This window comes from Vibrio salilacus, assembly GCF_002811245.1.
Classification (GTDB): domain Bacteria; phylum Pseudomonadota; class Gammaproteobacteria; order Enterobacterales; family Vibrionaceae; genus Vibrio; species Vibrio salilacus.
Genome location: NZ_NIVQ01000005.1, coordinates 169897 through 183068, shown reverse-complemented (window position 1 = coordinate 183068; position 13172 = coordinate 169897). Strand labels below are relative to the sequence as shown.

The following is a 13172-nucleotide window of genomic DNA, read 5'->3' as shown; positions in this document are numbered from 1 at the left end:
AATGCGGGTAACGGCGATTGGGGCTAACAACGTTAGATTGTAGAGCCAATCGTTTGTCATGTTGCCTTCGTTTTGCTGCTCTGGGAAAGGCCTCTATTAAAGAGGTAAACGGGAACCATTTGGTTCCCGTTGTCGTAGTAATTGAAGCGCTCAAATTAACTGGTGCGATTTACTGACATGTGCGCCAAGGTAACGAGAGCGTGTTTGTAGTCTGACTCTTCTAATACCGCTAACTGAGCAATCGCTTTGTCAGCTTCTTGATATGCTTTATTGCGGGTATATTCTAGTGAGCCGGTTTGTTCCATCGCGGCAAGAATCTCGTTTAACCGTTCCATACCGTTGGCTTTCTCAATCGCTTCTCGAATCATCGCTGCTTGTTCTGGGCTACCGTGTTGCATCGCGTATAAAAGTGGCAAGGTAGGTTTACCTTCGGCCAAATCGTCACCAACGTTTTTACCCATTTCTTCGCCATCGGAAGTATAATCCATCACATCATCGATAAGTTGGAAAGCGGTGCCAAGGTATTTGCCGTAATTTTGCAGCGCAACTTCAATCTCTGCAGGTGCCTCGGTAAGAATGGCGCCAATTTGGGTTGCTGCTTCAAACAAACGAGCCGTTTTAGAATAGATAACCTGCATGTAGCTTTCTTCGCTGGTATCTGGATTGTTGCAGTTCATTAACTGTTGCACTTCGCCTTCGGCAATCACGTTTACAGCATCACTCATTAGCTTAAGGATCTTTAATGATCCTAGCTCTGTCATCATCTGAAATGAACGAGTGTAGATGAAGTCACCGACCAGAACACTGGCCGCATTACCAAATGCCGCATTGGCTGTGGCTTTACCACGGCGCATGTCTGATTCATCGACCACATCGTCGTGTAACAAAGTGGCCGTATGAATAAATTCAATAAAAGCCGCGGCAGTGTTGTGTGCATTACCTTGATAACCAAGAGCGCGCGCAGAAAGCACGGCTAGAAGTGGGCGAATACGTTTACCGCCACCACTGACAATGTAAAAACCTAATTGGTTAATTAAAGAAACGTCAGAGTTGAGCTGCGCATGAATTGTTTCGTCCACTTTTGCCATGTCATCGGCGGTAAGGGCTTGGATAGCTTTAAAATCCATTGTAAATCCGGCTGAGGTTAGAACTTGTAAGGTATTCTTATCTAGTTTATTCGCTGAATAATACACTAAAAAACGTTGATTAATACATGGTTAAAGGGCATGATCTCGGCACTTTTCATTGGCGATTAGCTTTTCGCCAATTTTTTCAAAATATGGCTTGTCATAGGTGCGACCTTTCTGTAGAATCTGCGCCCTATTGATGATTAGTTTAGCGCACACCCTTAGTGCTTAGAAAGCATACGGCTGTGCGGAAAAAGCGGAGTAAGATATGTACGCTGTTTTCCAATCTGGTGGTAAACAACACCGTGTAAGCGAAGGTCAAACTCTTCGTTTAGAGAAATTAGACGTTGAAACTGGTGCAACTGTTGAATTTGATAAAGTTCTTCTTGTTGCTAACGGTGAAGAAATTAAAGTGGGTGCTCCTCTAGTAGAGGGCGGTAAAATAGTTGCTGAAGTAGTACAACACGGTCGTGGCGATAAAGTTAAAATCGTTAAGTTCCGTCGTCGTAAGCACTCTCGTAAGCAACAAGGTCACCGTCAGTGGTTCACGGAAGTGAAAATCACTGGTATCAACGCTTAATCGATTAGGAGAGTTTAACAATGGCACACAAAAAAGCTGGTGGTTCTACTCGTAACGGCCGCGATTCAGAAAGCAAACGTCTAGGTGTTAAGCGTTTCGGTGGTGAGTCTGTTCTTGCAGGCAACATCATTGTTCGTCAACGTGGTACTAAGTTCCACGCTGGTACTAACGTTGGTATCGGTAAAGACCACACTCTTTTCGCTCTTACTGAAGGTAAAGTGAAATTTGAAGTGAAAGGTCCTAAAAACCGTAAATTCGTTAGCATCGACGCTGAGTAATTCAAGCAATTTGCTGAGTGACTAAGTAGCTTTCAAGCTGAATTCAAAAGCCCTGCCGATACGGCGGGGTTTTTTATTTAGTAATGCTGGAATAGATACTAAGGCACTTTGGAAAAAGTCCCTCATTATATATTCCTAAGTAGTAGAACGATCGAAGATCAAGGTGATCGATCTGAAAGCGGAATCTGCTAGAATTTATATCATTCACTTTACCATTGGTGGAGCTTGAGATGATATTTGCAACGCAGCTACTGAAGTAGCAACAGGGCGGAGTAAGAGATGAAATTCGTTGATGAAGCGGTAGTTAAAGTTCAAGCCGGTGATGGCGGTAACGGGGTAGTGAGTTTCTGGCGTGAGAAATTCGTTGCGAAAGGTGGCCCCGATGGTGGTGATGGTGGCGATGGCGGCGATATTTATATCCAAGCTGACGAAAACCTAAATACTCTTATTGATTATCGTTTTCAGCGCTTCTATGAAGCGGAACGTGGTGAGAATGGTCGCGGGGGTAACTGTACTGGTAAGCGTGGTAAAGATAAAGTACTGCGTGTACCTGTTGGTACCCGTGCGGTAGATATTCACACCAATGAAATTGTGGCCGAAGTTGCCGAGCACGGCAAAAAAATCATGGTGGCGAAAGGAGGGTGGCACGGTTTAGGTAACACGCGTTTTAAATCGTCAGTGAACCGAGCACCTCGTCAAAAAACCTTAGGCACCAAAGGTGAAGTTCGTGAAATTCGTTTAGAGTTACTGTTACTGGCCGATGTTGGTATGTTAGGTTTACCAAATGCAGGTAAATCGACCTTCATTCGTTCAGTGTCAGCCGCTAAACCTAAAGTGGCTGATTACCCATTTACCACACTGATTCCAAGCTTGGGTGTCGTGAGTGTGGTTCCAGAGAAAAGCTTTGTTGTCGCTGATATTCCTGGACTGATTGAAGGTGCAGCGGATGGTGCCGGTTTGGGAATTCGTTTCCTCAAGCACTTAGAGCGTTGTCGTGTATTGCTGCATATGATCGATATTATGCCAGTTGATCAATCGGATCCGATTGAAAATGCGCTGACGATCATTGATGAGTTGGAGCAATACAGTGAGAAACTGGCACAAAAACCACGTTGGTTGATTTTCAACAAAGTGGATTTGATGCCAGACGAAGAAGTCAATGAAGTCATTCAAGGGGTTCTTGACGCGTTAGGTTGGGAAGACGAATACTATAAAATCTCAGCGGTCAATAAACAGGGCACTAAAGAGCTTTGTTATAAACTGGCTGACTTTATGGAAAGTCTTCCGCGCGAAACTGAAGAAATCAGCGAAGAAGATAAAGTCGACTTTATGTGGGATGACTACCATAAAGACGCTATCGCTGGTAAAGACGTGATCACTGAAGACGAAGATGACGACGACGATTGGGATGATGAAGAAGATGATGGCCACGTTATCTACGTTCGTGAATAATCGACAATAATATCTATAGCCGCAATATCAATTGCGGCTTTTTTGTGTCTAAATCAAGATATTGTTTTTGATTACACCGCAAAATAGTCACATTCTAAGGGAGTAGGATCGAATTATGGCATCCAAGCAACGAGCGGTGTCTCGTTTAGTCGCCCAAGCTGGGCAAATGCTTTTGGCTCATGGCGCGGAAAGTACATTAGTTGGTGATTTAATGCGCCGCTTTGGTATCGCGGCAGGTATGGATGAGGTTGAAGTCTCTCTATCTGCCAGCTCTTTGGTTGTCACAACTGTGTATCAGGAGCACTGTATTACTACTGCCCGTCGTTGCGCGGATCGCGGCATTAATATGCGCGCTATCACTCAGGTGCAGCGCATTGGTATTATGTTAGAGCGAGGCATTATCGATTACACGTTAGCGCAGCATATGCTCAATCAAATTAGCCCAGAGCGTTATAATCGCTGGTTGGTTGTGTTTATGATTGGTCTATCCTGTGCAGCGTTCAGTCGTTTGGCAGGAGGGGATTGGACTGTGTTTGCGATGACGTTTATCGCCTCTTGTGTCGGAATGATCGTCAGACAAGAAATTGGTCATCGTCACTTTAATCCCTTAATGAACTTTGCCGCGACTGCCTTTGTGACGACCATTATTTCGGTTCAAGCCGTTGTGTATGAATTGGGTAATTCGCCGTCATTAGTCATGGCCTCATCGGTACTGATGCTGGTGCCCGGCTTTCCTTTGATCAACTCGGTTGCCGATATGCTCAAAGGGTACATTAATATGGGCATTGCACGTTTTGTTATGGCAAGTTTGCTGACCCTTGCAACAAGTTTGGGTATTGTCGCTGCGATGGGCCTGATGGGAGTTTGGGGGTGGGTGGTATGATCAGCTTAGATCTTCTGGTCGGTTTGTTGAATGATATGTTTTTTGCCGCAATTCCCGCCGTCGGTTTTGCGTTGGTATTTAATGTCCCGCAAAAAGCCTTAGTTTATTGCGCTCTAGGGGGAGCGATTGGCCATGGGGCGCGGTACTTAATGATGCACTTTGGCGTGCCTATCGAATGGGCAACTTTTTTTGCAGCCATCATTGTTAGCCTGGTTGGTATTCATTGGTCAGGACGCTTTTTGGCTCATCCCAAAGTGTTTACTGTTGCAGCATTAATCCCTATGGTTCCTGGTGTGTTTGCCTTTAAAGCTATGATTGCACTGGTTGAACTGAATCATCGTGGTTATAGTCCTGAATTGGTCGCAATGTTAATGGAAAACTTTTTGAAGGCGATGTTTATTATTGCAGGGCTTGCGGTTGGCTTAGCGATGCCAGGATTGTTATTCTATCGCCGTAAACCGATAGTTTAAGCCCTTAGGAGTAAAGAGATGATCATCAGTATGATCGCCGCTATGGCACAAGATCGTGTTATTGGAAAAGACAATCAGATGCCATGGCATTTGCCGGCAGATTTCGCATGGTTTAAACGCTGTACAATGGGTAAACCTGTGGTGATGGGGCGAAAAACGTACCAATCGATTGGACGGCCATTGCCAGGACGGCAGAACATTGTCATTAGCCGAGATGTGAAACTTGAAATTGATGGCGTTACTACCGTCACGTCGATTGAGCAAGCATTATTGGCGGCCGGTGACGTTGAAGAAGTGATGATCATCGGTGGTGGCGCTATCTATCAAGCCTGTTTAGCACAAGCGAGCAAGCTGTATGTGACTTATATCGATGCTCAAATTGAGGGTGATACACAATTTCCTGAGTGGGGCGACGCGTTTACAGAGACTTATTGTGAACACTATACGGCTGATCAAAATAACGCGTTCAATATGCGCTTCGTCGTTTTAGAGAGAATAGACAAGCTATAGTAGTAAATCGTTGTCATGGCTTTGGATTTCTTGGCGATATGAAAATGGGTTGGCGTACTACCGTCAACCCTGATACGAATCCCACTTATCGCTGCTATACCAATGCGTTTTGAGTGAAAAATGTTTTGTCGTCCCAACGTAGCATCGTCAGACTTCCACCCCAAACACATCCCGTATCTAGTCCAATTACATCGTTATTTTGATAACCTTCGAGAGCCGCCCAGTGACCAAAAATGACGGTTTTGCTCAGCGGTATGCGTTGCTCCACTTCAAACCAAGGTAGTAAGCCTTCATCTTTGACTTTATTTGGCGGCAGTTTACACGCCATATCTAAGCGGCCGTCGGCGGTGCAAAACCGCATTCTGGTAAAAGCATTAATGATATAGCGATAGCGTTCTATGCCTTTGAGCTTTTCATGCCAACGATCAGGTTGGTTGGCGTACATGTTTTCAATCAGCCAACGCCACTCTTTACCATGCAGTATTGCTTCAACTTCTTTGGCGGCCGAACGTGCTTGGTCTAATGACCACTGCGGAGAAATCCCTGCATGACACATTACAAACTGCTCATGCTCTGCAAGTAGCGGTTGTTTACGTAACCATTTAAGCAGCTCTTTTTTGTCCGGAGCTGACAAAATAGCAGCAGTTCGATCTTTGTCTTTGGCTTTAAATAAGCCTAAAGAGACCGCGAGTAAATGAAGATCATGATTACCCAAGACTATTTTGACACTTTTTCCGAGCGACTTGAGGTAACGCAGTGCGTCGAGTGACTTTGGTCCTCTGGCGACCAAATCCCCTGCAACCCAAAGCGTATCTTTTTTTGGCTTGAATTTGACTTTATCCAGCAGTAAGAGCAGTTCGTCCAGACAACCTTGTAGGTCGCCTACAATATATGTTGCCACGGCGTGTACCTAATTAAGAATATTGGGAATAGCGAGTCTAAATGGATCGATTTCAGCGATAAATTCATTGCCTTCACTGTCTTGCAGAATGTATTGACCTTGCATCACGCCAACAGGAGTTTCAATCACGGTACCGCTGTTGTAAGTGTACTCGTCACCGACGTCAATGTGAGGCTGTTGGCCGACAACTCCTTCACCTTCAATGGTCATTTGCTTGCCATCAGCATCGGTAATTAACCAGCGGCGACCAAGCAGTTGCACGGTTTGTTGACTGAGGTTTTTTATCGTGATTAGGTAAGCAAAAACGTAGCGTTTAGCATCAGGATAAGATTGTTCAGGGATGTATTTACTGTGTACTTGGACTTTTATGCAAGGGGTAGTTGTCATGTAAACTCCTATGAAAAGTCAAAAAAGGTGATAAGCCACAGACCTATCACCTCTCGTTTTATTGGTTAGCGTCTAACCAGTTCGCCATGGCGACAAACTGTTGTAATGTCAGGTTTTCAGGACGCATTCCAGGATCGATACCTAACGTTTCCAGTGTCTCAGCGGCAATTAAACCTTTATAACAGTTACGGATCGTTTTGCGGCGTTGGTTAAAGCCTTCACGACAGACACGATCGAGACACTTGAAGTTAGTAACTGGGTGTGGAAGTACTTCATAAGGCACAAGGCGTACCACCGCAGAGTCAACTTTGGGTGGTGGTATAAAGGCGGTTGGTGGCACTTCAAGCACAGGTACCACTTTACAGAAATATTGTGCCATAACCGTTAAGCGGCCATACGCTTTTGTTCCCGGCCCTGCGGCTAAACGGTTGACCACCTCTTTTTGCAACATAAAGTGCATATCTTGAATGTCTTTATGAAATTCAAAAAGGTGGAACATTAGTGGGGTAGAAATGTTGTACGGCAAGTTACCGAAAATACGCAGCTTGTTGTTTGGCTGAACCAATTGAGTAAAGTCGAAGCGCATGGCATCGCCTTCGTGAATCGTTAGCTTGTTGCCCAAATCTGGATGATTGCGCAAGCGTTCAGCAAGATCACGGTCAAGCTCGATAACAGTAAATTTATCGACTTCTTTACCGACAGGTTCGGTAATGGCACCAAGGCCCGGGCCAATCTCAACTAAGTTTTGACCAGGTCTTGGGTTAATTGCAGAGACAATACCATCAATGATATAAGGATCATTCAGGAAGTTTTGACCAAAGCGTTTTCTCGCCTTGTGCCCTAAGTGGACATCGTTTCTCATAATACTCTCAAGTTAATTGGTTTTCTTATCGACCAGCTCAATCGCATGAGCTAGAGCCGTTCTGAAGCTTCCTGTATCCGCATTGCCAGTCCCTGCAAGGTCGAGTGCGGTGCCGTGATCAACGGAGGTCCTAATAAATGGTAGACCCAAAGTGATATTCACAGAGCGCCCAAAACCTTTATATTTTAATACAGGAAGTACTTGATCGTGGTACATCCCGAGTACAGCGTCTGCCTCTTCAAGGTATTTTCCGTTGAAGATGGTGTCGGCAGGAAGTGGGCCGATTAAATTATAGCCCTTTTGCTGACGTATTTTTTCCAGCGTTGGTGTGATGGTTTCCATCTCTTCCTTGCCTAAGCAGCCATCTTCACCTGCATGCGGGTTTAACCCACACACGTAAATTTTTGGTGATGGGATTGCAAACTTATCGACTAAGTCTTGATGGAGAATGTCGATGACTTTTTCAAGTCTTTCCGCTGTCACCGCTTTGGATACATAAGCCAGCGGAATATGAGTGGTCACCAAAGCGACGCGTAGCCCTTCTGTTGCTAGCATCATTACCACAAGTGGGGTGTTGGACTTTTCAGCAAAAAATTCCGTGTGGCCACTAAAGGCAACCCCTGCGCGGTTAATCACCCCTTTATGCACAGGGCCGGTGACAATAGCATCAAATTCACCATTCATACAGCCTAAAGCGGCTCTTTCTAGGGATTTTAATACGTAGTGACCGTTGGTTTCATCCAACTCGCCAGCAGTGACGGCAGAGGTTAGCGCAACATGATCGACAATCAGTGCTCCCGCTTTTTGCGGCTTAATTGCGCTATCGGCATGGTAATCAAGCAGTTCGACGTCAATACCCAGTTGCTGAGCACGTTGGGCAAGCAGGTTTTTATCGGCACAGACAACGATCTGATGTGTCCAATTTTCTTTCGAAAGCGCGAGGACGAGATCTGGACCAATACCTGCGGGTTCACCTGCGGTGACGATAATACGTTTAACGCTCATCTTCATCACTCACAACTTCAACGAAGGCGCTGGCACGCATTTCTTGCAACCAAGCACTCGCTTCTTCGTTAAACTTACGGTTAAACAAAATGCGATAGGCTTTGTTTTTCATTGCGGAATCGGTTCTATCGACTTCTCGGCGATCGAGAACTTCAACAATGTGCCAGCCATGGACTGTTTTAAATGGTTCGCTGATTTGCCCGACGGGTAAGGTATCAACCTGATGCTTAAATTCAGGCACGTACAGATCGGAGGTTTGGTAACCGAGTTCGCCTTCTTGCGCAGCAGAGCCAGGATCTTGGCTATATTGTTGCGCCATTTCTGCGAAGGTCGTTTCGCCTGCGTTAATGCGCGCAATGATCTCGTTGAGTTCTTTTTTGACGCCGTCGTCACTGAGAATAACCGTAGGCTTGATCAGTATATGTCGTGCATTAATCTCAGTCACTGCGACGGTTTCTAACCCTTTAACATCTTCAATTTTTAGAATGTGGAAGCCAACGCCGCTGCGAAATGGACCAATGATGCTGCCTTTATTTTGTAGTTTTATTTGATCGGCAAAGATGGTCGGCATCTCTTCTTTTCGCATCCAACCCCAATCACCACCTTGAAGCGCTTTTGGACCTTTCGAGTAGGTATAAGCCATGGTACTAAAGTCTGCACCATCATTGAGTTTGTTGACGAGCTCTTGTGCTTGAGTTTGGATCGTTTCTTTATTGTCATCATTAACACGTAATTGGATATGGCCAATCTTGTACTGCACCGTTGCATTGGTTTCTTGAGCCAATAAGTTGGCTAAGTTATCAACTTCGGCAGGTAAAATATTAATGCGCTGTCTGACTAATGCATTGCGTGCTTCACTCGCCGCGATTTCTTTACGAATTTGTTCACGAAACTCAGCGTAACTCAGCCCTTCTTGCTCTATTGAAGCACTGAGTTGCTCGACAGTCTGTTGGTTATTGCTAGCAATTTCGTTTATCGTCTCATTGAGGCGATTATCATCAATTCGCACGCCAATACGCTCAGCTTCCTGTTGCTGGATGGTATCGACAATCAGTTTCTCTATGACCTGTTCACGGAGTATTTCTTCCTCAGGCAAAGCTTGTCCGCTCTTTTTCGAGTTGGCCTTAAGGGTCTGAATCGATGCATTGATATCGCTTTGCAAAACCACACCGTCATTGACGATCACTGCGACCTTATCTAGCGCTACAGGTTCCGCGTAGGCAGGGGTGAGGCTACTGAACGCAAATAAAGCCACTAAAGTCTGTTTCCAAAATCTCATTGAGAATCCTATAAATCTATCTTACCTGCTGATATAGACAGCAAGTATCGTCATTAGTTGTTTAAGAAGAAAGGTCGGCCGTAACCTAAAGAGTTCCCGGCACCATCTAATCCTGCTAAGCCAGAACCGGCGCCAATCTGAGTACCAAAGCCAATAATACCGAAGTTAAGGCTAAAGTTGTTCTCATACTGTGGTGTTGCTGTGGTGGAGTTAATGTAGTCACCATTCCAACTCTGGAGCTGATTGCTGTAAGTAAAACCGATATACCAACAATCCGAGGTGTAGTTGAGACGGGTTAGCCATTCAAGTGCTTCATCTGTGGTCAGATCATGGAAATACTGAGCGCTCGCATTCCAGTTTCTTGATATCTGGTAACCCGCTAACAAACCAGCCTGTGAAATCCCTTCTGGTGTAATACTGTCGATATTAAAGTCGACCGTATTATCGATGTACTCTTTAGTGACATAGCGGTAGTTACCTTGGATATAACCACCACTAAATCGGTACTCGAGAGTACTGTTACCCATCTGCACCTCGTCAGTATCGATATCATATTGAATACCACCGTGGAAGAACAGATAGTCGTCGTAGTTAAAGTCTGCCTCTACCGCCCATGCGGAATAGTTTGAAGGAGAATCGGTTGATGAATCGATACGCTGCTGACTATCTAGATAGATGATTTGACCAAATGAGATATTAAGACGCTCTTTAAAACCATCATCAAAGAAGCGAGTCGAGGCACCATAGCTAAACTGGTTAGCGGCCGCGATCTCATCGACGCCGCTAAATTTACGACTACGGAATAAACCGTAGTAATCAGTCTGCAGTAGGGTTGTATCGTACTTGGCGATATCACTTTGATCTTGTTTAGGTACATATAGATACTGAACTTGAGGCTCTAGGGTTTGGGTATAGTTATCAAACACAGCGGTGTCACGTTCTAATACAATACCGGCATGCGAACGAAACTCTGGAATGACGCGTGAGACATTCTCTTTCAGACCATAGTATGGGTTATCAATAAGAGTACCGGAAGAGTCAGCAATCTGCTTTGAAGAAGTATCAATGCCATCCAATTCCTGTTGATAATAGGTACCTAGCACTCTGGCTTCTGTGGTCCATGTGCCCCAAGTGGTGCCAACAGGGATGGTCAATCCTGGCTCAATATGTACCCGGGTCGCAGAGGGTTTGTCTTTAGCGTCAGTATCAAAACGTGAGATATGAGTGACCATATCAAAGTCAAGATAGCGCATTAGCTCTGGTGCGTAGTAATTGTACTCAAGCTGAGGCAGCAATCGATAAGGTAAATTATTACTGCTTGTCAGTACTTGAAAGTCACGAGCAAGAATCGAAGCATCCCAGTTCGCTGAGCGGTAGGTCGCTTTCATTTCTTGCACCAGTTGACCATCTTCACGATTACCAATGCTTGAGTCGATATCTGAGAAATAGCGGATATCACTGACTTTGGAATAATCGCCCTCAAATTTCCAGTTTTGTTGAAATATCCCCGAGTGTTGCCATTGAAAGCCCCAACGATCGCCGAGTTCTGGATACTTCTTATCGTCCGGCAAATATTCGGATTTGATATTGCCGTAACCCAAATCAGACAGATAGCGGAATTCACTATTTAGCTGGGTTCCACGCTCTTGCATGTATTTGAAGGTGGTTTCTAAATCGTAGTTGGGTGCCAAGTTCCAATAAACCGGCACTTCCATTTCGAAACCATCACTAGAGCCGTAAGAGACGGTTGGGTATAAAAATCCCGTTTTTCGTGTGTCGCCAATTGGAACGGTTAAAAACGGCAAATAGAATATAGGGACATTGGCAATTTCAAAGCGTGGATTGTAGAACGTCGCTTCTTCTTCATTCTGATCGATATCGATACTGGAAGCACGCATGCGCCATGACTTGTCACCTTCAGGACACGAGGTGATTGTACCATCTTCAATTTCATAAACGGCTTTGCCCGTTTTCGCGACATAGACGGCTTGACCGCGTCCAGGCTCACATAAAAATTGATAGTGGGTATTCTCGAGCGTGACTTCTTCGGTATTAAGGTTGTTGGTGGCTTTGTCAGAAATGGTCTTGACTTCACCATCGCTGAACACCACATTACCTTCAGCGACAACAATGTTTTCTTGTTGATGCATGGTCACGTAATCCGCTTGGATGCGTTTTTTACCTTGCACCACCACCACATTTCCGCGGTAGGTTGCCTTATTTCCATTAATCGCCTCTAGACTGTCCGCTTCGACATTGACTGGAAGTTGATTTGGGTTTTCTGGCTCAGGTTCGTTGATCAAACATTGATCTATAGCGGGCAGTTCCTGCACACTATCATCTAACATAGTTTCAGCTTGAGTCTGAGACACTAAAAATGCAGCACTGATCGAAGCGGCTAACAAGGTGCGAGGAAAAAGTGACATCGAGTTTGACTATCCTGTTGAACTTGATATATCCGGTGAATAGGTGACCGAATGAAAATAAAACGGTCCTTATCATAAAGTAATTTGTAGCTAACAGCACTATCAGACCGCGTTGCGATGTAAAAATTCATAGATTGAGAGCACATAATGCATATTTTTGGCAAAATTCTTGGCGCATTTTTTGGCTTACTATTAGGTGGGCCGTTCGGTGCATTATTCGGCCTATTTATTGGTCACCAATTCGATAAAGCACGTCGCTTGCGTCAAGCGGGTTTTAATTCTGGATTTGGTGGTGGCCCGAGCCAAACCGAGCGTCAGGAAGAGTTCTTTAAAGCAGCGTTTGCGGTGATGGGGCATGTGGCTAAAGCGAAAGGCCAAGTGACTCGTGAAGAGATTCAGCTTGCAACCATGATGATGGATCGAATGGGCCTGCATGGTGAGCAGCGTCGTTCCGCTCAAGAGGCTTTTCGTGAAGGGAAAGAGTCTGGTTTCCCATTGGAAACCGTGTTGGAGCGAGTCCGTATTTCGTCAAGTGGTCGTTTTGACTTAATCCAGTTTTTCTTAGAACTACAGATATCAGCCGCCTTTGCGGATGGTGATCTGCATCCGAGCGAGCGCAATGTACTGCATAAGATTGCGCGCGGACTGGGATTTTCATCTGATCAGTTAGAGCAGCGTTTGCGCATGCAAGAAGCCGCATTTCGTTTCCAACAGGGCGGTTTTTCTGGTTCAGGGCAAGGCCAGTCTCATCAGTCGAATGGCGATTGGCAGCAGGCAACGAGCGCTGACCAGTTGAGTAATGCCTATAAATCACTTGGCATTGATAGTAGTGCGGATGCAAAAACAATTAAGCGTGCTTACCGCAAGCTTATGAATGAACACCACCCTGATAAGCTGATGGCCAAAGGTCTGCCGCCAGAGATGATGAACGTCGCGAAAGAGAAAGCACAAGAAATTCAAAATGCTTATGATTTGATAAAGAAAAGTAAAGGCTTTTAACGTGTTTTGAGCA

Annotated in this window: 14 protein-coding genes; 7 read left to right on the top strand and 7 right to left on the bottom strand. The window is 45.1% G+C overall.

The genetic code is table 11. The annotated features are described in order from the left end of the window. Window positions 1-155 precede the first annotated feature (155 nt). Window positions 156-1127, bottom strand: coding sequence for an octaprenyl diphosphate synthase (gene ispB, locus CDZ87_RS05510; RefSeq protein WP_100752545.1), 972 nt, complete (start codon window positions 1125-1127; stop codon window positions 156-158). 268 nt (window positions 1128-1395) lie between these two features. On the opposite strand from ispB, the gene rplU reads away from it, so the two are divergent. From rplU to folA, 6 genes are all read left to right on the top strand, one after another. Further along, window positions 1396-1707, top strand: coding sequence for a 50S ribosomal protein L21 (gene rplU / locus CDZ87_RS05505; RefSeq protein WP_038173696.1), 312 nt, complete (start codon window positions 1396-1398; stop codon window positions 1705-1707). Between the two features lie 20 nt (window positions 1708-1727). After that, window positions 1728-1985, top strand: coding sequence for a 50S ribosomal protein L27 (rpmA, locus tag CDZ87_RS05500; RefSeq protein WP_010320621.1), 258 nt, complete (start codon window positions 1728-1730; stop codon window positions 1983-1985). A 279-nt stretch (window positions 1986-2264) separates the two neighbouring features. Continuing rightward, window positions 2265-3437, top strand: coding sequence for an Obg family GTPase CgtA (gene cgtA, locus CDZ87_RS05495; protein WP_100752544.1), 1173 nt, complete (start codon window positions 2265-2267; stop codon window positions 3435-3437). A gap of 115 nt (window positions 3438-3552) precedes the next feature. Then, window positions 3553-4320 (top strand): threonine/serine exporter family protein, encoded by a 768-nt coding sequence (locus tag CDZ87_RS05490; protein ID WP_100752543.1) that lies wholly within the window; start codon window positions 3553-3555, stop codon window positions 4318-4320. Then, window positions 4317-4790 carry a threonine/serine exporter family protein gene (locus CDZ87_RS05485; RefSeq protein WP_100752570.1) on the top strand — a complete coding sequence of 158 codons (474 nt, stop codon included), beginning with the start codon at window positions 4317-4319 and terminating at the stop codon, window positions 4788-4790. The genes CDZ87_RS05490 and CDZ87_RS05485 overlap by 4 nt, the downstream gene beginning before the upstream one ends. A gap of 18 nt (window positions 4791-4808) precedes the next feature. Then, window positions 4809-5300: a type 3 dihydrofolate reductase gene (gene folA / locus CDZ87_RS05480; protein ID WP_100752542.1), complete on the top strand. Its 492-nt coding sequence runs from the start codon at window positions 4809-4811 to the stop codon at window positions 5298-5300. A gap of 94 nt (window positions 5301-5394) precedes the next feature. On the opposite strand, the gene apaH is transcribed toward folA, so the two are convergent. The 6 genes from apaH to lptD are packed head-to-tail and all read right to left on the bottom strand — an operon-like array spanning window position 5395 to window position 12160. After that, the gene (gene apaH / locus CDZ87_RS05475; protein ID WP_100752541.1) at window positions 5395-6201 is read right to left on the bottom strand and encodes a bis(5'-nucleosyl)-tetraphosphatase (symmetrical) ApaH; all 807 of its coding nucleotides are present in this window, start codon (window positions 6199-6201) and stop codon (window positions 5395-5397) included. A gap of 9 nt (window positions 6202-6210) precedes the next feature. Then, the gene (apaG, locus tag CDZ87_RS05470; protein WP_100752540.1) at window positions 6211-6588 is read right to left on the bottom strand and encodes a Co2+/Mg2+ efflux protein ApaG; all 378 of its coding nucleotides are present in this window, start codon (window positions 6586-6588) and stop codon (window positions 6211-6213) included. A 58-nt stretch (window positions 6589-6646) separates the two neighbouring features. Next, on the bottom strand, window positions 6647-7450 hold the full coding sequence (rsmA, locus tag CDZ87_RS05465; RefSeq protein ID WP_100752539.1) for a 16S rRNA (adenine(1518)-N(6)/adenine(1519)-N(6))-dimethyltransferase RsmA: 804 nt from the start codon (window positions 7448-7450) through the stop codon (window positions 6647-6649). Between the two features lie 12 nt (window positions 7451-7462). Further along, window positions 7463-8455, bottom strand: coding sequence for a 4-hydroxythreonine-4-phosphate dehydrogenase PdxA (gene pdxA, locus CDZ87_RS05460; RefSeq protein WP_100752538.1), 993 nt, complete (start codon window positions 8453-8455; stop codon window positions 7463-7465). After that, on the bottom strand, window positions 8445-9734 hold the full coding sequence (gene surA / locus CDZ87_RS05455) for a peptidylprolyl isomerase SurA (protein ID WP_100752537.1): 1290 nt from the start codon (window positions 9732-9734) through the stop codon (window positions 8445-8447). The genes pdxA and surA overlap by 11 nt, the downstream gene beginning before the upstream one ends. Before the next feature lie 53 nt (window positions 9735-9787). Beyond that, window positions 9788-12160, bottom strand: a complete 2373-nt coding sequence (lptD, locus tag CDZ87_RS05450) for an LPS assembly protein LptD (RefSeq protein WP_100752536.1) — start codon at window positions 12158-12160, stop codon at window positions 9788-9790. Between the two features lie 147 nt (window positions 12161-12307). Here lptD and djlA point away from each other — a divergent pair, with 147 nt between their 5' ends. Further along, the gene (djlA, locus tag CDZ87_RS05445; RefSeq protein WP_100752535.1) at window positions 12308-13159 is read left to right on the top strand and encodes a co-chaperone DjlA; all 852 of its coding nucleotides are present in this window, start codon (window positions 12308-12310) and stop codon (window positions 13157-13159) included. Window positions 13160-13172: the final 13 nt, after the last annotated feature.